This window comes from Gemella sanguinis ATCC 700632, from assembly GCF_000701685.1.
Taxonomy (GTDB): domain Bacteria; phylum Bacillota; class Bacilli; order Staphylococcales; family Gemellaceae; genus Gemella; species Gemella sanguinis.
In genome coordinates this window covers 92131-111024 of record NZ_KL370813.1, presented here as the reverse complement: position 1 = coordinate 111024, position 18894 = coordinate 92131, and the positions used below count along the sequence as shown (strand labels likewise).

Below are 18894 nucleotides of genomic sequence, written 5' to 3'. Positions count from 1 at the left end.
GCAGAAGAAAAAGCAGAAGACTTCGAAGAGAAAGTAGAAGAAGCAAAAGAAGCAGCTCAAGAAAAAGTAGAAGACTTTGAAGAAGAAGTAGAAGAAAAAGGTTTCAGAGAAAGAGTTGCAGAAAGAGTAGAAGGCTTCAAAGATAATATGGGAAGCTTCAAAGAAAAAGTAGAAGAAAAAGCAGTTGACTTCAAAGAAGGTGCTGTAGAAAAAGCTGAAGGATTTAAAGAATCTGCAGTTGACTTTAAAGAAGAAGTACAAGAAAAAGGATTTAAAGAAGTAGCTAAAGAAAAATTTGAAGACATCAAAGAGAAAGTAGAGGATGTTGAAGAATTAGCTGAAGACAAAATAAGAGATGTTAATGGAAATTTAATTAACAAGGTTGATAATATTGATGATGAAATTGAAGATGTAGAGAAAAAACACGCTAAACCAAGAACTACATTAGATTCAATCGTATCTCTATTTGCAACAAAAGAAGATAAATAATTAACTAAAGAAGCAACGATAATTTAATCGTTGCTTCTTTCTTTTTTATAATTATAAGTTCTTAGTAATATTTTTTTGAATTTCTTCGAATTCAGAAGGCTCAACTTTTTGTGGAGGCCATTTAACTTCTAAATTATCGAAATTAACATCTTTATCTTTATAACGAGGAACTATATGGAAGTGTAGGTGGAAGACGCTTTGTCCAGCATATTCTTCGTTATTTTGGAAAATATTAACACCATCACATCCATAAGCTTCTTTTACAGCGTTAGCAATCTTAGGTAAAACTCTACCAATATTTGCAGCTGTTTCAGGATCACAATCAAAAATATTACGGCTATGTTTTTTAGGAATTACAAGTGTGTGTCCCTTAGTTATTGGGAAAACATCTAAAAAGCTATATACATGTTCATCCTCATATATTTTATAACTTGGAATTTCTCCATCGATAATTTTTTCAAAAATTGTTTTTTCCATTAGTAATTACTCCTTAGTCTAAGTTTTTAAGTGTTTCAATAAGTAAGTTTTTAAGGTTTACACTTATTTTTTGCGCTGTTTTTAACACATGTTCATGGTCATGTTTTTTCTCTTGAATACCAGTAGCCATATTTGTAGCACAAGCTAATACAGCAACAGGAAGCCCAGCGTGGTTAGCTGCAATAACTTCAGGAACAGTTGACATACCAACTAAGTCACATCCCATAGTTTTAAATGCTTGTATTTCAGCACGTGTTTCAAAGTATGGACCTTGGAAAAATCCATAAACACCACGGTGTAGTTTGATATCTAGTTTTTCAGCAGACGCTAAAAGATTATCTACTAAATATGGATTAAATGGAGTAGTCATATCAACGAATCTTTCACCAAGGCGAGGATCGTTTTCTCCCATTAGAGGATTATTACTTACTAGAGAAATGAAGTCATCTAGACAAACAATATCACCTTCACTAAAGTTAGTATTAATAGCACCACAAGCGTTAGTAATAAATAATCCTTTTGCTCCTAAGAATTTTACAACATAAGTCATAAATGCAACTTCTTTCATTTTGTATCCTTCATAATAGTGAAGTCTACCGTTTAATACAAGGACATTTTTACCTGAGATTTTCCCAAAAGTAAGTTTATTTGCATGTCCTTTAACATGATTTGAACGTTTATTTCCAGGGAAAAGAGGGATAGCCTCGTAACCAAGCTCTTGTTGTTCTTCAAGTTCTAATGTAATTCCACTTCCTAGGACAACTGCGTAATCAATTGGCTCATTGAAATACTTCTTAATATAGTTGGCAGTTTCCACAATATTTTCATAATAAGTCATAAATAAATCCTCCTGAAAATGCTTTAATCAATTCAATTATATCATAAAAAATTAAGGAAATATATAAATTTAACACGTTTTATATATTTAATTGTTAAAATGTTTAATAAATTTAATTTTTTTTAATAATATAGTAAAAAAATATTGAAATCGGTTTAAAAATGTGTTATTGTGTTCTTAGTACATAAATTTAGGAGGTCATTATGAAAAAGTTACGTACTATTATTGCAATGCTACTTGCATTATCACTAATTGTAGTAGGATGTTCTTCAAAAACTAAAAAATCAGAGTCAAATAATGAAGAAAAAGGTTCCTACAAAATAGGGGTTGTTACCGGTGAAGGTGGAGCTAAAGATAAAAGCTTTAACCAAGCAAACGTAGAAGCAATACAAGCATGGGCGAAGGCTAATGGAGCAAAAGAACCTGTTGTTGTTGAATCAAAAAACCAATCTGATTTAGCTTCAAACCTTCAAAATGCTGCAAAAGTTTCAGATATTATTTCTCTAGCTGGATATGAATTCGAAAAAGAATTACCAAAAGTTGCAGAGCAATATAAAGATAAAAAATTCATGTATGTTGATACATATGTTGATGCCCCAAATATAGCATCGCTTATCTTTAAAGAGCAAGAAGCAGGCTACTTAGCTGGATATGCAGCTGCGTTACAATCTAAAACTGGTAAGGTTGGATTTATTGGAGGAACTAAAATTCCACCTGTAGAAAGATTTGGAATTGGATTTGTTCAAGGTGCTAAAGCAGCTAAGAGCGATATTAAAATCATGTACAACTACAGTGGAACATTCTCAGATACAAATAAAGGTAAAACATTAGCAGCTACTATGTATGATTCAGGAGCAGATGTTATCTTTGTAGCAGCAGGTAATACAGGTAATGGTGTTATCTCAGAAGCAAAAGAACGTGGTAACCTTGATATGTCTAAAGACGGAGAAATTAAACACTGGGTTGTTGGTGTTGACAAAGACCAATATGAAGAGGGTGTTTTCAAAGGAAAAGATAAAGCTGGAAAAGAATACCAAAAATCTGTAATCTTAACATCAGCTGTTAAAAATATCGAAGTAGCAGTAACAAAAATCTTAAATGAAATCAAAGAAAATAAATTTGAAAAAGGTGAACACATCTTCGGTATTAAAGAAAATGGTGTAGGGCTACCAAAAGAAAATCCTAACCTAAGTGATGACAATAAAACTAAAATTGATAAAGCTATTGAAGAACTTAAATCAGGTAAGGTAGAAGTAGTAGGAACTGGTGATGAGCTAAAAGCAAAAGGCTCAGTAACTAACCTAGAAGGTGAACTATAATTATAATAAAAGTCTTGCTAAAGAAATTTAGTGAGACTTTTTTATTATGTCAAAGTATTTTTGAAAAGAATATCAAAAATGTGTGTTAATAAAATAAATAGTATAAATTATAGTTATGAAAATGCTTTAATTCTATCTGTATATGTATATATAAGATTGCAAAAAGTGAACATTCTCTTTATAAAAAAATAAAAATACGCTAAAATTTCGCTTAATACGAACAATAATAAATATTTTTTTTAAAAAGTAAATAAAATGTTGATATTTATACAATTATGTGGTATTATTTAGGTATAAACAATATACAAAAATAAATAAAGGAGATTATTTGTTTATGAAAAAGATATTTTCATTAATCGCTGTTATTTTATCAGCAGCACTTATCTTTGTAGGATGTTCTTCTAAAACTGAGAAAAAAGAAGATTCATCTTCAAAATCTGATTTAAAAATCGGAGTAGTTACTGACGAAGGTGGAGCAAAAGATAAAAGTTTCAACCAAAGTAACGTAGAAGCTGTTAAAGCTTGGGTAGATAAAAACGGTGGTAAAGCATTAAACCCAATCGAAACTAAAAACCAAAGTGATATCGCAGCTAACTTACAAAACGCAGCTAAAGCAGCTGATGTTATTTCATTAGCAGGATTCTATTTCGAAAAAGAATTACCAAAAGTTGCAGAATCATTTGCAGATAAAAAATTCATCTTCATCGATGGAACTGTAGATAACAAAAACGTTGAATCTATTACATTTGCTGAACACGAAGCAGGATACTTAGCTGGATATGCAGCAGCATTACAATCAAAAACTGGTAAAGTTGGATTTATCGGTGGAGCTAAAATCCCTGCAGTAGTTAAATTCGGTGTAGGATTTGTTCAAGGAGCTAAAGCTGCTAACAAAGACATCAAAATCGTATACAACTACAGTGGATCATTCAACGATACTAACAAAGGTAAAACTTTAGCAGCAACTATGTATGATGCTGGAGCTGACGTTATCTTCGTAGCAGCTGGTGGAACTGGAAGTGGTTCAATTAAAGAAGCACAAGAAAGAGCTACTAAAGATCTTAAAGAAAGCGGAGAAATCAAACACTGGATCGTTGGTGTAGATAAAGACCAATATTCTGAAGGTGTATTCAAAGCTAAAGACAAAGATGGTAAAGATGTAGAAAAATCTGTAATCTTAACATCTGCTGTTAAACGTATCGATGTTGCAGTAACTCAAGTATTAGATGCTATCAAAGCTGGTAAATTCGAAGGTGGAAAAGCTAAAGTATTCACTATCAAAGAAGATGGTGTAGGTCTACCTGCTGAAAATCCAAACTTAAGCAGTGACATCAACAACAAAATTAAAGAAGTTGTAGAATCACTTAAAACTGGTAAAGCAACTGTAGCTCCTGAAGCAGATAAAGTAACAGATAAAGCAAATATCGAAGGTGAACTATAATTTTAAAATTATAATTCAAAAAGAGGTCTAGTTTTTTACTAGACCTTTTTTTTATGAAAAAATTTTTAAAGAAAGAGCATAATTCTGCAAACGTAATTATTATTTTTCGAAAGGTGAATAATTAGAAAAATCTTCTACAATATTAAGTTTTGAAAAACAATGAAAATAATCATGAAAATTCAATGATGTTATGCAGTTTTTATAGTTTTAATTTTTATATTTATAAAATTGAAAAATAATATAAAAATTAATTAACAGAATCGCACTAAAATGCTATACTAGATTGCAAAAATATATTATAATAGATAAGTAACAATATACAAAAGAGAGGTAAATATATGTACGCTATAGAAATGCTAAACATAACTAAAAAGTTTGGTGACTTCTACGCAAATAAAGACATTACTATTCAGGTAAAAAAGAACGAAGTTCATGCATTGCTTGGGGAAAATGGTGCTGGTAAATCTACGTTGATGTCAGTTCTTTTTGGTATGTACCATCAAGAAGAGGGTGTCATTAAATTAGATGGGAAAGAAGTTGATATTAAAGATCCTAAACACGCTAATCAACTTGGGATCGGTATGGTTCACCAACACTTTAAACTAATTAAAAACTTCACTGTTGCTGAGAACATCATCTTAGGAATGGAAGAAGTAAAAGGCGGAAAAATTGATTTAGATTCTGCTGCTAAAAAAATTACAGAACTATCTAAAAAATATGGATTAGAAGTTGACCCGAAAGCTTTAGTAGGTGACATCACAGTTGGGATGCAACAAAGGGTAGAAATTCTAAAAATGTTATATAGAGATGCTAATATCCTTATTTTCGACGAACCTACTGCGGTATTAACTCCTGCTGAAATTAAAGAATTTTTAGCAATTCTTAAAAACCTTCAAGCAGAAGGAAAAACTATCTTACTAATCACTCACAAACTTAATGAGATTATGGCAGTAGCCGATCGTTGTAGTATTATTCGTCGTGGTGAATACTTCGGAACTGTAGAAGTAGCAGACACAACAAAAGAAAAACTTGCTAGTCTTATGATTGGTAAAGATCTAGAAATTATCAAATATGAACGCTCTAGAGAAGGTAAGAAAAAAATATTAGAAGTATCTGGTCTTTATGCAGATACTGAAGAGAAAAAAGATATACTTTCTGACTTCAACTTAGATGTTCGCGAAAGAGAAATCCTTGGTATTGCTGGGGTAGACGGTAACGGTCAACAACAATTTGTTGAAGTGCTAAATGCTCTATTAAAAGAAACTAAAGGAAAAATTGTCTTTGATGGAAAAGACCTTGCTGGAGTTCCAACAGCTAAACGTAAAGAATTAGGTCTTGAAATTATTGCAGAAGACAGACACAAAGATGGATTAGTTCTTGATTTCAGTGTTGAAGAAAACTCAGTATTAGAAAACTACTATACAGAAAAATTCTCTTCACGTGGATTCTTGAAAAAACCAGCAATCTCTAAATTTGCTAAAGAGCTTTGTGAAAAATATGATGTGCGTAAAGCTGGTGATGAAAAAATTTCTGCTCGTAGTATGAGTGGTGGTAACCAACAAAAACTTATTATTGGACGTGCATTAGAGTTAGATCCAAAATTATTAGTGACAACACAACCTACACGTGGACTTGATGTTGGTGCGATAAATGGTATTCATAAAATGTTAATTAATTACCGTGATAAAGGTAATGGAGTATTATTAATTTCATACGATTTAGATGAAATTCTAACATTATCAGACAGAATAGCTGTTATTCACAATGGTAATATTATTGATGTCGTAGACAATGATGAAAATGTAACTAAAGAACAACTAGGTCTTCTAATGGCCGGGGTTAAGAAGTAGAGAGGAGAGCGTATGTTAAAAAAAGTTTTAACTAATGCGGTGCTACCAATATTAGCTTCGTTTATTATAGGAGCAATTCTTATTTCGGCAATTGGAGCGTCGCCAGAAGATGTTTTAAGTGTTATTGGAGACATTTTTTCTGATTCAAATAGTATAGCAGAAATTTTTGTATCGACAATTCCACTTATTTGTACAGGTTTATCAGTAGCCTTTGCATTTAGAACAGGGCTATTCAACATTGGAGCAGAAGGACAATTTATTATGGGTGGTCTTTTTGCAGGTCTTGTTGCTATTAAAATGGAAGGTATGAATTTTTACTTAGTATTAATTTGTTCAATCCTAGCAGGTATTATTGTAGGTGGTATTTGGGCTGGTATCGCTGGTTATTTAAAAGCTAGATTTAATATCAGTGAAGTAGTTGTAACAATTATGTTAAACTATACAGCATTATACTTCGTACAATTCGCTGTTCCTAAATTTATTAAAGGAACAAATGATATTATTTCTAAACCAATCGTTGCAGAAGATGGTACTGGATATTTACAAAATAGCCTTATCGAGGGAATCTTCAGTAACCACCGTTTAGGTACGGATTTATTTTTCGCAATTTTTGGAGTAATTATTTTCTATATCGTTATGGAAAAAACAGTATTTGGTTACGAACTTCGTTCAGTAGGTTATAATGCAAATGCATCTAAATTCGTTGGTATGAAAGTTAATAGAAACACAATCTTATCTATGGCTATTTCTGGTGCTTTTGCAGGTCTAGGTGGAGCTCTTTACAACATGGGGCCAGTTGGACAAGTAGTAGCAGGTTCTACATTCCAAGGATATGGATACATGGGTATCGCCGTAGCGCTTATTGGTGCTAACACAGCTCTAGGTTCATTATTAGGAGCATTACTATTTGGATTCTTAGGTGTATTAACACCTCAATTATCATTTGTTGGTATTCCAAAAGATATCGCAAATATTTTAATCGGATTAATCGTTCTATTTGTAGCTGCTAAATCTATTTTTGATTTCAAATTCTCTAAAAAAGCAGCAAGCAGTAAAAAGAAAGGAGATAAATAGATGGATACAATATTATCACTATTAGACTCAATGTTGCAATATACAGTACCTATACTTATCGCAGCAATAGGTGGTTTCTATTCTGAAAAGAGTGGGGTTGTAAATATTGCACTTGATGGTTTCGTAATTTTCGGTTCATTTGTTGCTTCTTTCATAGCATTAAGCGCATTTGGAGGGTCACCTACATTTGGTGAATTAGTTCTTTGTTTATTAGCGGCAACAGCGTGTGGAGGGATTCTTTCATTAATTCACGCATTTATCAGTATTAACTTAAAAGCTGACCAAGTTATCTCAGGTACAGCGATTAACTTAATCACACCAGCTATCGCTTTATTCTTAGTAAACCACTTTAACGGAACTTATGAATTATTATTAGCTAGTGGATTCCCAAGATATACAATACTTGGTAATTTCACAGTTTACCCAACAATCATTATAGCTATTATCCTAGTTTGTGTTACTTACTACGTTATCTATAAACGTCCATTTGGATTAAGATTACGTTCTGTAGGGGAAAACCCACAAGCCAGTGACTCATTAGGATTAAACGTATTTAAATATCGTTACATTGGGGTATTCATCTCAGGATGTTTAGCAGGTTTAGCAGGAGCAATCATCGCTACTACATTCAGCCAAGGGTTTAACGCAGCAATCACAGTATACGGATTCGGATACTTAGCATTAGCAGCACTTATCTTTGGTAAGTATAACCCAATTACAATTACTTTAGCATCACTGTTCTTCGGTGGAACAAAAGTATTTGCTGAAAAAGTATCTATCTTAGCACCAGACCTACCAATTCCGGTATCATTCTGGAACATGTTCCCATTCGTAGCAACAATTATTGCGCTTATCGTATTTTCTAAGAAAACTTCTACACCAGAAGCTCTTGGTGTACCATACGATAAAGGTATGAGATAATTTTAAAAGCCTAAGAAAAATAGACTCTAAAACTAAAGGTTTTAGAGTCTATTTTTGTATCCAAATATGGTATAATAAAGGGAACTAATATATGGAGGTCAGAAATATGAACAAGAAACTATTAGCTTTGCTTGCAGCTGGTGCCTTAATAATAACTGGTTGTGCAACAAAAGGAAATGTAAAAAACAAAGAAGATGACAATAAAAAAACAGAACAATCAAATAACTCTTCAGAAGAGAAAAAGGAAGAAGATAATAATACAAATAAAGAACAAAGTTCTACAGAAACTACAGAAAATAAAGATAACAGTGAAAACAATGGTAATAACGGAAATAATAACAATGATAACAACAGCGTAAATAGTGAAAGTAAAAAAAATAATAATAATACGCAAACAGTAAAAACAGGTAATCATGATTTTGCTTCAGCAAAAAAATTAGTAGATATAGTAGGTGTTTCAGGTAATGACGTATCGAGACTATCATCTCAAACAAACTTACTTCACTGGCTTACTCAATCGAAAATAAAAACAACAAAAGCTGCAAATGGAGAAACATTATTTACAGTATCTAGTGCTGATTACTTAGATGCTATCAATGCAGTTTCTTCGAAAACATATACTAAAGAAGAAGCAATTAACTTACTAAAAGGATCACACTTTAGTGAAAAAGAAGGAAGCTCAACAAAATCTAATGCAGTACCTAAGGAAGATGAGGCCTATTATTATAAAGGTAATAATGTTATTGCATTTACTACAAGAATAATGGGTAATAATCATCCGCAAGAAGTTGAGTCACAAGATAAATGGGTAGTTGAAGGTGATAAAATTAAGATCAATGTAGTAGATAAAATGACAAAAACAAAAATTTCAACAATCACACTGAAAATTAATAATAAACAGTACGCTGGTGGAAATGTAAAATCTAAATACTATGTAGAAAGTATTAAAAGTAACTAATAATAAGTAAAAGACAGGAGAATTTTTTTCCTGTCTTTTTTGTTAACTTTAATAAATTATAAATTTGATACTTTTTTATATTTGCTTGTATCAGGTAGTTTTCTATCAAAACACCAACTTTTTATAATCTCTCTTAATTGTTTCTTGTTTTGAATAACTGTTCGATAAACATTTTTATCATTCTTCATTTCAAGAGCATAACCACTTAATTCTGCTGTTTTATCCTTATTAAATAATCGAGAAAAGAAGCTAGGTTCTTTATAGATTGGGGCACATTGAAGAAAACTATTGTCTTTTCCGTTAATATCAAACCATAGTGATAGATATGCTGACTTTCTCTCTGGATTATCAAGGGTATAAATAGAATTTTCTATTTCGTCCCAAGTACATGGAGTAATATTGGTACTCTCTGTTTTATATTTTAAAATTTCGATATCTGAACCAATAATATTATCAATATTATTGAAGTCATATATACCGATATTATACTCATCAAATATATCTAAAAGAAAATCAAATGCATCGTCTATAACATTATAAGAAAGCGAACATATAGCACCATGTTTTCCTAAAGTATAATCAGTTAGATAATCTTCAATATCTTCGGATGAAAAAGCAATTTCATCAGGAAATGCATATTCACCATTCATAGGAGGGAACTGTTTAAACATTTCTTTAGCCCAAGCAGTTATAACTGGTGAGCATCCTTCAAGTGAATTATAGTCTTTGTCCTCTTCGTATCGAGAAAACTCTTCTAGATAGCTTAGGACATCTAGAGAAGTTTTTATCTCTTCTCTTTTTTCAAAAATAAATAAATCTAAACTCATTAACTATTACTCCTGTTTCTTATTTTCTAGGTTTATTATACCATTTATCACTTGTATTTAATAGATAGTATAGCGTTGAAAGAGAGCGTATTTATAATTAATAAATATCCTTTAAAAAATACAGAGAAATTATAGATATATGTTATTAACAATAAATTATTAAATATTTTTTCAGGTGTTAAAATTACTTTACTATTATATTTTTGATAAAAAAACTAGAATATAGGGGATAAAGAGGATTTCTTTTGACAAATTAGGGATAATTGATATATAATATTAAAGCAATTATTATGCTAAAAAATATTAGGAGGAAAAGTATATTATGAATAAATTGCAAAAAACTTTAACTGTTGCATTAACAGCTTTAGCTTTAACTGCAACTTCACAAGCACCGTTTGCGGCAGCAGCGGATGTAAATAATGGAGCAACTTCAAATCAAAAAGCTAGCGGAGATGAGCTTGTTGATCCAATAACTTTAGTTGTTAGTTACACTGTAGAAACAAGTGCTGGGGTAGAAATATCTCCAAAACAAAGAATAAAAGTACCACGTCCAGATTTAAGTACACCGCTTAGTTATTTTAAAGATTATTTACCAGAAGTAAAAAAAGAAATTAACTATAACGGTAAAACTTATCAATTAATTAAAGAAGATGGTATTTCTATTCAAGCATCTATACATCCAATGGAAGCATATATGAGATACTACTATGCTGAGAAAAAACCAGCTGTGAAATCAGAAAAACCATTACGTGTTCCAGCAGGAAACAATGGTGCAAAAACTCGTGTACCAGTTGCTAAAAAACAACAACCAAAACAAGAGGTTAAAAAATACAGACTTCCAGCAGGAAATAACGGAGTAAAAACTCGTAAACCAGTTGTTAAAAAACAACAACCTCAACAACCTCAACAGCCAGAAGTAATCAAAGATGTAGATTACCTATAAAATAAAATCCCGCTCTATTAAGAGTGGGATTTTTGTATTAAAAATATTTGAAATATATATAATTAATTTTTAATCTCCAAAAAGCTATCTGATGATGAATAGTAAACAAAAAATATTAGCTCCGCTATTAAAATCATATTGATTTTTAAAGGAGGTAGATTATTATTTATAGATATAAAAATAATCATTAGTGTTGCAAATATAATAGATGTATAGTTGATTAGTTTATTATTTGTTTTATATTTGCAGTTTAATATTCCTGTAGCCAAAATATAAATACTGGCTAAAGCCACTCCTAGTAAAGTGTAATTATATAATAGATAGCTTAATGTTGCAGTGAGAATAAAAGTAGAAATCATACTTGTTTTTTTAGTTATTAATATTTTCTTCATAAACTGTTGTCTCCTTTATATTATTTTTGATTTCATAATATATCTCAACAATAGATAATTTAGCATATTCTATCAAATAAATCAACTAAAAAATACAATAAAGTTTCGAAATATTGATAAAATATTTTAGTGAAGAAAAAGCTGTAATACAATGAAAATAAAGATATTTTTGCAATGGTTTTTCAGAAAATAATAAAATTATATTGTAAATTTAAGTTATATATATAATGCTTTGATAATTACTAAATTTATTGTGGAGAAGGGGACGAAAAAAACACATAACTTACAAGGTAATGTTAGGTTATGTGTTTTTCAATTAATATAGTTTTATACTAGATTTGAAATATAAATTATTATTACCAAAAGTAGTTTTATATTCTTGTGTACTTGGTAAGGTTTGAGCACCTTCTCTACCTTTTTTAATTAGCCATTCTAAGCAAGCTTTAATTTCGGCGTTACTAGCATTAAATCCAACATAATTAGTTGCGATAGTTTGATAAGCATTAGTTTGTCTGAATTCTTTATAGGTTGTTGAATCAGTTACACTACCACTAAATACATATGAAGAACCAGCTAGTTTTATATTGCTATATATTCAGTTTATTAATATTTAATAGTATAATATATATCAAAAAATGTATTTAAAATCGATTAGCTATGTTTCTGTATGTAAAATAATAAAGGTTATACTCACGTGACTATTTATCTATAAGAAACTTTTGATTCTTCAATTTTTATATTTTTGTTACAATAATATATATAAGGTGCAACAAAATCAATATTAATTGCTTTTGGGCCTAGTATTACTTTTGAATATTTTAGCTTAGCATATTTAAAGTAGGAATATAAAAAAGGAAAATTATATTTAATGTTAGTTTCTATTGATATAGTTGGTGGTTGAAAATATTCGTTATCTTTTTCTTTAGCTAAAGTATCCTTTATATTATTCTCAGTATTCATAAGGAATCTATATTCATTTTCGTAACTATAACTTTCTTCTTTAAATAAAAAACTTATATTATTTAAAACAGGTATATTTATTTTTTTATAATTTAATTTACTGAGTTTAGTGAGTTGTTCTTCTAAATCCTTAATTTGACTATCTGATAAGTTTCTATTTTTTATTTTAATTTTATCATTTTCAACATTTACATACGCTATTTTAAATATTTTCATATAAGATGATTGTATAATATTTTTTAAGTATTCTGAATGGTAAATTAACATTACTCCTGAAGCATCGTCTCCATACTGTTTCCACATTGGCAAAGTATCAATGTTAGTTGTTGCAGATGCTGAGAACCAATATGTAAAAGTTTTCTTGTTTTTTTGTAGAATATTTAAATAGTTTAGTAATACCTGACCTTCAGAAGGATCGTTTTGTTGTTGACAGTTAGATAGTCGTAAATAAGGTGATTGTTTCTCATCTTCTTGATTAGTTATTAGATGGGGTATTGTTCCCAAAGAAGTATAGTGCCCTAGTTCAATTTTTTCTAAATCTTGTTCTTTTATCTCAAGAGTTTTTTGGATTTTTTCTATTATTGTATAAAATTCTTTTTTTGTTGACAATAATAAATCTACTTTTTTTACAAGGTTAGTATTTTCACTATGTGCCTCCTTAATTTTTTCCAATAGCTGTTTCCCTTGCTTCCTTTTAGAATCATCATATTTTTTTATTATCATGTATATTAAATTAGCATTGGTTACATTTAAATAAATCTTATGGGATAATAAATCATCATAAAATTCCATTCTATCTTTTTCATTATTACATTTTGTTAAAAGAGAATATGCTAATGATTCATTATGAAGAATGTTGTTTAGTATAGTAAAAGCTAATATTATTGAATCGCACATTGATGCTGAAAGGAAAGTACGTGTGTCAGGTTGTTTTAATACTTTTGTGAATTTTTTATTATTCCTTATGGTAGTAAGCTCATTAATTTTTATTAGAAATTCCTCTATTTCTTCCTTCTTAAATAAATTTGAAAGTTGTTCATATAAACTGGGACTTGCAAGTGAACAATAATTACTAAATATATTTTTTTTTAAGTTCTTATTTAGTAACCCATCTTTCTCAAGAAGGTCATAAGTATGTACTATTTTTGTATTATGTACTTTACCCTTTAGTTTATATATATATATATATATCTTTAAGTATATGTTCTTGGTTATTATTGTCAATATATACAGTTGAAAATGTATATTGATAATTTGAATTTTTTTTAGAAGTAAATTCTTTTTTGAATAGAAAAACAATATTTTTGTAATTTTTAAAAATTTTTTCTTTTTTAACCTCATCATATTTTTTAGACTTGATAATTATTTTCATAGTAGTTTTCTCACTTTCTTCCCCTTATTAAAAATGTAGTAAGGAGTATAAAATCTATATAGTATTTTTACTAAACTCTTTTATATAAATGTGTTTAGTATCTTATTTATTTGAGACTACCATTTATATTAATGGTAGGTTTTATTAAAATTTTTACGGTGATTGTTCTAATTAAAAGAATTTCTAATATTATATAACCTATTTCATATTTCTTTTAGTACTTTGTTATTGTAGTTGCTATAGTTAGTTTCAAAGTTGTTTCTTAGAAATACCACTGTATTATTGCTAGGGAAAATTAGAATATTAACTTCTTTCATTAATTAATTTATATTTTTCAAATTATTGAATGTATAATTTGAATTAATGAATTAATTTCATAAATTACTCTGTTAACAATAGTAATTTAAATTTATTAAATATAATACAATTAGTGTATAACCTTCGATCTAGTTATACCAAACAGAATGATTAATAAATTTGAAATATTTATTTGTTTATAGAATAAAATAATTACTTTTTAAAATTAAATAATAAACCTAATATAAAAACCATAATAGTCCATAATAGTGTTAGTTTTGTAGGATCTAGTTGTTTCCTTTTATCTTCTTTAGAAGTAATAGTCCATTCATATAATTTAGTAAATACATTAATACTCGATGTTATTATTAAATAGTTTAAACACAGAGAACCTATATATATTGAAATTAACTGGTGAAAAATACTCACCTCTTTTAATAATAATAAGTAGGAGATAATTGATATTACCGCAAAAAGTACTATGTGAACATCTTTTTTTATAAACTTGGTTAGTATATGAAGAGTAGCGATAAATACTACGATAGTTAAAATAAGTATAAAATAAAGAAAGTAATCGATTTTGGTTTCTATTAATTTAGTAGAAGATGTAGCAAAAAAACGATAAACGGAATATTTGCTATATAACTTGAATAAAGAAATAGTAGTGAAAAATGATAGGAAAATATTAGAATAAGATATTAATGCGCTAGATAGCACTCTTTTATTTATTTTCTCAGACATATTAATTTCTTTAGTTGGTTTGATATTTTTCTCTAAAACATCTTTCAAAAAAATTTTAAAAGATACTAAATTTACATATATTAAAATTGATTTGAAACGTTCATATTGATTAATTGGAGTATTTTCAGAAGTAGTGTTATTTGAATAATAAAATTTCAAATAATGGTAATGTACTGTAACCAAAAATCCCGCCAATAGTATTAATCCTATAAATACTTCTTGAGAAAAATTATTTCTGGCAGTAGAATTATTAGTTTTTTCAAATATTTTTCCAGTTGATGAGATTCTTATTTTATTTTTATCTATAGGTTCTACTTTGTTATTCTCGATAAAATCTGATAATTTTTTTACTTCTTTATTATTATCTATAATATAAAAAATGGTTTTAGTTTTATTGGTTTCATTGGGGTCATTGAAAGTTATTTTGTGAGTATTATAATGTCCATTTAGACTGTTTAATTTGTAATTTGTATCATATACTTTATAATTAATAATTTCTATTTCTTTTGAATCAGGATATTCGTACTCTTTTAGAACATTTTTAACTTTATCGATTTCACTTTTATCCCATTGGTCCTCTAAAGTATATAAACAAATAACACTTATAAGTAAAGAAATTACAAGTAATACTTTTGTTATTGTAAGTTTTTTCATAAAGCCCTCCTTTTTTCCTATATGTATAAATATTATAACAAAAAATTCTTGTGTTTACAAAGGGTGCTCAGGTATAAATTAAAAGAAGAGTCAAAGTATTTATTAATGGATTTTCAAGAATTATACATTAGAAATAGTATTGAACTATTAAGAAAACTAGAGGTATAAAATTTTATATCTATAATATATAAAAGACATTATTTCAAGTGATAATTTAGTCGTTATAACAAAAAATTAAAAATAATAATATATACCTCTTTCTATGAAATATCCCCAAAAAAATTCCAGCAAATAAAAAAGTATCTAAACAAAAATTAGTTAAAAGATAATTATTTATTATAAATTTAGAAAACTCCAATAAGTGCTAATTTATTCTTATTGGAGTTTTTTTATTTTCAATTATTGGTTGCAAAATAGTTGCAACTATAAGAAAAAACCTTAAAAATATAAGGGTTTTATATATATTACTATGTTAGCAGTTAGAACTAATAATCTTTCCCTCGCATTGCTTGTTAAGATTAAAGTTCTTGCTGCATACGCTGTATCTAGGAATTATGTCGTCATTATACTCCTAATAATTCTAAGTTACACAGTTTATTCTCATTCAATAGAGGAAGAATCTATCCTGAGTAGTTGATATCATAGGGAGTGTCTACTTTATTTTTTATATCGGCAGGGTATAAATTTGTATATATTCTGTATTTAGTTTTCAAAAGTAAACTATATCAAGTTTCTTGGTGAATATACTAGCTTCTACTTTTATTTATCGAGCTTTTAGATACTAAAATATTTTTTAATAAATAAAACATTTTTGACGTATTACTCTCCAAGATATTTAATATATATTTGACATGGATTCCATTCGTCCCATAAGGTAGGAAAACATTCTAATTCTTTATATCCCATTGCGATATAGAATTCATTAGTAATATCATATTCTTTGTAGTGTCCCATTTTTACAGTTTTTACCTGTGAGTAGGAATATCCAAGATTTTTTGCTATATTTTCGAATTCTGTATTTAGTTTTGTTCCAATTCCCATTCTATGAAATTTTTTCTTTATACCCATTACAAAAATATCTGCAGTATCCTTACTTGTTGCGTTTAATACGATAAAACCTGCAACTTCATTATCTGCATAGCAAGCCAAAAATGGTTTATCTTGTGAATCTTTAATATAATTTTCTGTACTTTCAGGTAAACCAAACCATTCAGGAAGGTCATAAAGTACTTCTTTTGATATTTGTTCTTTTTCTTTTTTATCTATTATTTCTTTAATTACTGTATTCATATTATCTTCTTCTCAAATCATTAAGTATATATTGTTTTTTTGTTTAATTATATCATAAATTATAAGTATCACACTAAAAAATTAAAAAACTACAAGGAAAGAAATTAAATTCAATCTTGTAGTTTTTTATTTAAGAATATTTGTTATTGAGTATATTATTCTTCACTATCTTTTGTTATAGTATCTTCGCTATGTTCATCTTTTGGCTTTATTTTGCTAAATAGTAAACCTAACATTAAACCTAAGAATGGTCCAATAGCAATACCGACTTTAATATTTCCAATTATACTTCCAATAATAAGGCCTACAAGAGGTCCGAATATAAATACAAAAAGCGCAAAGTTAGTAGTTTGTTTTTTCATTATTTCACTCCAATGTATATTATTTTTCTATCAATAGCATATCTTCACAGAGAACCCATCCATTAAATCCGTATGAAGCATAAATTTTATAGTACTTCAAATGCTTATTGATAATATATTTTTTAAATTCTTCTGGCTCGCTATAATTGTTATTTTCTAATATATACTCTGCATTTTCCAAAAAGAAATTTTTAATATCTTCTTCAACTATATCTAAAATAACACTACCTTTTATTTCATCATAAAATTTATATATAAACATATTATTAAACTCTAATATTATATTACTATTGAAGTTTAGTTGTATTGAGCTTGTTTTAAAGTTAACTACATAATTTAATAATTCTCTGTCATGCAACATTTTATGTTTCTTCCTTATCTTATTTTATGCTTCAAGTAAAGTAGAAGCATTGTTTTTAATTGTACCAGAATACTAAGTCATCTTAATTAGTATATCACCAAGAGGTGAATATTTCAAAATTATATATTATTTACATTGTAAATTTTATCCTTTAATACGGAAGAGGGAAATAGACTTACCTCTTAAAGATATAATTTCAACTATAATAAAAACCCTTAAAAATTAAGGGTTTTATATATCTTACTATATTAGCAGTTAGAACTAATAATCTTTTCCTCGCGTTGCTCGTTAAGATTAAAGTTCTTGTTGCATACGCTGTATCTAAGAATTATGTCGTCGTTATACTCCTAATAATTCTAAGTTACACCGCATTATTCCCTATAAATGGTATAACGAACAATTACCTTATAAAGGAAAAGCATCCGGAGAATATATTTATCAAAGAGGGCGTCTTGTTGCTGATGGATTTAGAAACTATGTTGAATCTAAAGATGTATGTATAAAAATGGCATCTTTAGAAAACATAGTAATTTTGAGTAATTGGGTTACTAGGGGAAACCATGATGGTAAAAACCGTATCAATCATAGCTATATAAAAAATAATCTTATTAGAATATTAAATGACAATGATAATATTAAAATTTATTATGAAGTCAAACCAATATTTGAAAAAGATGAGGTTGTCCCTAGAGGATTGCATATACAAATTGAGATACACGGAGAAATAAGCGGTTGTTTAGGTAATCTACACACACTGAATATGTTTATACCTAATGTGGATGCTAGATTTAAAGTTAGATATAAAAGATAAGAATTAAATATTAAGATATAATATATTAAGAAAAGCACTCTTCTATATAAATAAGAAAAGTGCTTTTTAGTTTTAAGTAATTAACTTAATCTAACAATCTAACATAAATAGTGATAATATAATTTTTTATAATAGTCTTAGATTGACCTTGTTGAATTGATTGTTTATATTATTATATATTTTATTTTCTATACATAATACCTTTATTATCGCTACTGTTAAAGTGTTTTATCACTATTTTTTTGATAATTTTAATTTATATGTTATTGCAAGACCAAATAATGCAAGAATTGAACCCAGAAGTACTGAATTTGAAAAACTCTCACCAGTATTAGGTAATACTTCTTTACCTACGTCTTTCTGAGTTTCTGTAGTATTAGTATCCTTATTAATTTTTTCTGTTTTTGCAATTTCTTTTTTATCAATTAGTTTATCAGTTGGTTTATCAGCTAGTTTATCAGTTGGTTTGTCAGTTGGTTTATCAGTTGGTTTATCAGCTGGTTTATCAGTTGGTTTA

The 18894-nt window shown here is 28.3% G+C and carries 19 protein-coding genes; 9 read left to right on the top strand and 10 right to left on the bottom strand.

What is annotated here, in order from left to right; genetic code table 11:
* Positions 1 to 489: hypothetical protein (locus T369_RS09345; protein WP_031554219.1), on the top strand; the 489-nt coding region annotated here is incomplete at its 5' end.
* Between the two features lie 51 nt (positions 490 to 540).
* On the opposite strand, the gene T369_RS0108345 is transcribed toward T369_RS09345, so the two are convergent.
* Both T369_RS0108345 and T369_RS0108340 read right to left on the bottom strand, forming a co-directional pair.
* Entirely contained in the window at positions 541 to 966 is a 426-nt protein-coding gene (locus T369_RS0108345) for an HIT family protein (RefSeq protein WP_031554216.1), read from the bottom strand.
* Positions 967 to 979: 13 nt separating this feature from the next.
* Positions 980 to 1804, bottom strand: coding sequence for a purine-nucleoside phosphorylase (locus tag T369_RS0108340; protein WP_031554213.1), 825 nt, complete (start codon positions 1802 to 1804; stop codon positions 980 to 982).
* 203 nt (positions 1805 to 2007) lie between these two features.
* Here T369_RS0108340 and T369_RS0108335 point away from each other — a divergent pair, with 203 nt between their 5' ends.
* From T369_RS0108335 to T369_RS0108310, 6 genes are all read left to right on the top strand, one after another.
* A complete protein-coding gene (locus T369_RS0108335) occupies positions 2008 to 3123 on the top strand; it encodes a BMP family lipoprotein (RefSeq protein ID WP_031554210.1) in 1116 nt (371 codons plus the stop codon).
* Positions 3124 to 3457: 334 nt separating this feature from the next.
* Complete coding sequence (locus T369_RS0108330; RefSeq protein WP_031554206.1) at positions 3458 to 4564, top strand: BMP family lipoprotein; 1107 nt, start codon at positions 3458 to 3460, stop codon at positions 4562 to 4564.
* Between the two features lie 338 nt (positions 4565 to 4902).
* On the top strand, positions 4903 to 6414 hold the full coding sequence (locus T369_RS0108325) for an ABC transporter ATP-binding protein (protein WP_031554204.1): 1512 nt from the start codon (positions 4903 to 4905) through the stop codon (positions 6412 to 6414).
* A gap of 12 nt (positions 6415 to 6426) precedes the next feature.
* Entirely contained in the window at positions 6427 to 7488 is a 1062-nt protein-coding gene (locus T369_RS0108320) for an ABC transporter permease (RefSeq protein WP_031554199.1), read from the top strand.
* Complete coding sequence (locus tag T369_RS0108315) at positions 7489 to 8409, top strand: ABC transporter permease (protein ID WP_031554195.1); 921 nt, start codon at positions 7489 to 7491, stop codon at positions 8407 to 8409.
* Positions 8410 to 8515: 106 nt separating this feature from the next.
* Positions 8516 to 9367 carry a hypothetical protein gene (locus T369_RS0108310; protein WP_031554192.1) on the top strand — a complete coding sequence of 284 codons (852 nt, stop codon included), beginning with the start codon at positions 8516 to 8518 and terminating at the stop codon, positions 9365 to 9367.
* Positions 9368 to 9423: 56 nt separating this feature from the next.
* On the opposite strand, the gene T369_RS0108305 is transcribed toward T369_RS0108310, so the two are convergent.
* Positions 9424 to 10194: a hypothetical protein gene (locus T369_RS0108305; protein ID WP_031554188.1), complete on the bottom strand. Its 771-nt coding sequence runs from the start codon at positions 10192 to 10194 to the stop codon at positions 9424 to 9426.
* A gap of 322 nt (positions 10195 to 10516) precedes the next feature.
* On the opposite strand from T369_RS0108305, the gene T369_RS09440 reads away from it, so the two are divergent.
* On the top strand, positions 10517 to 11137 hold the full coding sequence (locus T369_RS09440; RefSeq protein ID WP_031554186.1) for a hypothetical protein: 621 nt from the start codon (positions 10517 to 10519) through the stop codon (positions 11135 to 11137).
* Positions 11138 to 11199: 62 nt separating this feature from the next.
* On the opposite strand, the gene T369_RS0108295 is transcribed toward T369_RS09440, so the two are convergent.
* From T369_RS0108295 to T369_RS0108270, 6 genes are all read right to left on the bottom strand, one after another.
* Positions 11200 to 11529 carry a hypothetical protein gene (locus T369_RS0108295; RefSeq protein WP_006364010.1) on the bottom strand — a complete coding sequence of 110 codons (330 nt, stop codon included), beginning with the start codon at positions 11527 to 11529 and terminating at the stop codon, positions 11200 to 11202.
* Between the two features lie 702 nt (positions 11530 to 12231).
* Positions 12232 to 13161, bottom strand: a complete 930-nt coding sequence (locus T369_RS09340; RefSeq protein ID WP_162164968.1) for a DUF2971 domain-containing protein — start codon at positions 13159 to 13161, stop codon at positions 12232 to 12234.
* Positions 13162 to 14371: 1210 nt separating this feature from the next.
* Complete coding sequence (locus T369_RS0108285; RefSeq protein WP_031554178.1) at positions 14372 to 15553, bottom strand: hypothetical protein; 1182 nt, start codon at positions 15551 to 15553, stop codon at positions 14372 to 14374.
* Between the two features lie 819 nt (positions 15554 to 16372).
* A complete protein-coding gene (locus tag T369_RS0108280) occupies positions 16373 to 16843 on the bottom strand; it encodes a GNAT family N-acetyltransferase (RefSeq protein ID WP_031554175.1) in 471 nt (156 codons plus the stop codon).
* A gap of 155 nt (positions 16844 to 16998) precedes the next feature.
* Positions 16999 to 17205, bottom strand: coding sequence for a hypothetical protein (locus T369_RS0108275; RefSeq protein WP_031554171.1), 207 nt, complete (start codon positions 17203 to 17205; stop codon positions 16999 to 17001).
* Between the two features lie 19 nt (positions 17206 to 17224).
* Positions 17225 to 17566 (bottom strand): hypothetical protein, encoded by a 342-nt coding sequence (locus T369_RS0108270; RefSeq protein WP_031554168.1) that lies wholly within the window; start codon positions 17564 to 17566, stop codon positions 17225 to 17227.
* Between the two features lie 505 nt (positions 17567 to 18071).
* On the opposite strand from T369_RS0108270, the gene T369_RS0108265 reads away from it, so the two are divergent.
* Positions 18072 to 18377 (top strand): hypothetical protein, encoded by a 306-nt coding sequence (locus tag T369_RS0108265; RefSeq protein WP_031554165.1) that lies wholly within the window; start codon positions 18072 to 18074, stop codon positions 18375 to 18377.
* Between the two features lie 234 nt (positions 18378 to 18611).
* Here the strand turns inward: T369_RS0108265 and T369_RS0108260 are convergent.
* The coding region (locus T369_RS0108260; RefSeq protein ID WP_031554162.1) for an LPXTG cell wall anchor domain-containing protein at positions 18612 to 18894 on the bottom strand (283 nt) is incomplete at its 5' end.

Coding starts and splice junctions, on each gene's coding strand:
- T369_RS0108345 (WP_031554216.1), bottom strand. CDS start 966: ATGGAAAAAACAATTTTTGAAAAAATTATCGATGGAGAAATTCCAAGT.
- T369_RS0108340 (WP_031554213.1), bottom strand. CDS start 1,804: ATGACTTATTATGAAAATATTGTGGAAACTGCCAACTATATTAAGAAG.
- T369_RS0108335 (WP_031554210.1), top strand. CDS start 2,008: ATGAAAAAGTTACGTACTATTATTGCAATGCTACTTGCATTATCACTA.
- T369_RS0108330 (WP_031554206.1), top strand. CDS start 3,458: ATGAAAAAGATATTTTCATTAATCGCTGTTATTTTATCAGCAGCACTT.
- T369_RS0108325 (WP_031554204.1), top strand. CDS start 4,903: ATGTACGCTATAGAAATGCTAAACATAACTAAAAAGTTTGGTGACTTC.
- T369_RS0108320 (WP_031554199.1), top strand. CDS start 6,427: ATGTTAAAAAAAGTTTTAACTAATGCGGTGCTACCAATATTAGCTTCG.
- T369_RS0108315 (WP_031554195.1), top strand. CDS start 7,489: ATGGATACAATATTATCACTATTAGACTCAATGTTGCAATATACAGTA.
- T369_RS0108310 (WP_031554192.1), top strand. CDS start 8,516: ATGAACAAGAAACTATTAGCTTTGCTTGCAGCTGGTGCCTTAATAATA.
- T369_RS0108305 (WP_031554188.1), bottom strand. CDS start 10,194: ATGAGTTTAGATTTATTTATTTTTGAAAAAAGAGAAGAGATAAAAACT.
- T369_RS09440 (WP_031554186.1), top strand. CDS start 10,517: ATGAATAAATTGCAAAAAACTTTAACTGTTGCATTAACAGCTTTAGCT.
- T369_RS0108295 (WP_006364010.1), bottom strand. CDS start 11,529: ATGAAGAAAATATTAATAACTAAAAAAACAAGTATGATTTCTACTTTT.
- T369_RS0108285 (WP_031554178.1), bottom strand. CDS start 15,553: ATGAAAAAACTTACAATAACAAAAGTATTACTTGTAATTTCTTTACTT.
- T369_RS0108280 (WP_031554175.1), bottom strand. CDS start 16,843: ATGAATACAGTAATTAAAGAAATAATAGATAAAAAAGAAAAAGAACAA.
- T369_RS0108275 (WP_031554171.1), bottom strand. CDS start 17,205: ATGAAAAAACAAACTACTAACTTTGCGCTTTTTGTATTTATATTCGGA.
- T369_RS0108270 (WP_031554168.1), bottom strand. CDS start 17,566: ATGTTGCATGACAGAGAATTATTAAATTATGTAGTTAACTTTAAAACA.
- T369_RS0108265 (WP_031554165.1), top strand. CDS start 18,072: ATGGCATCTTTAGAAAACATAGTAATTTTGAGTAATTGGGTTACTAGG.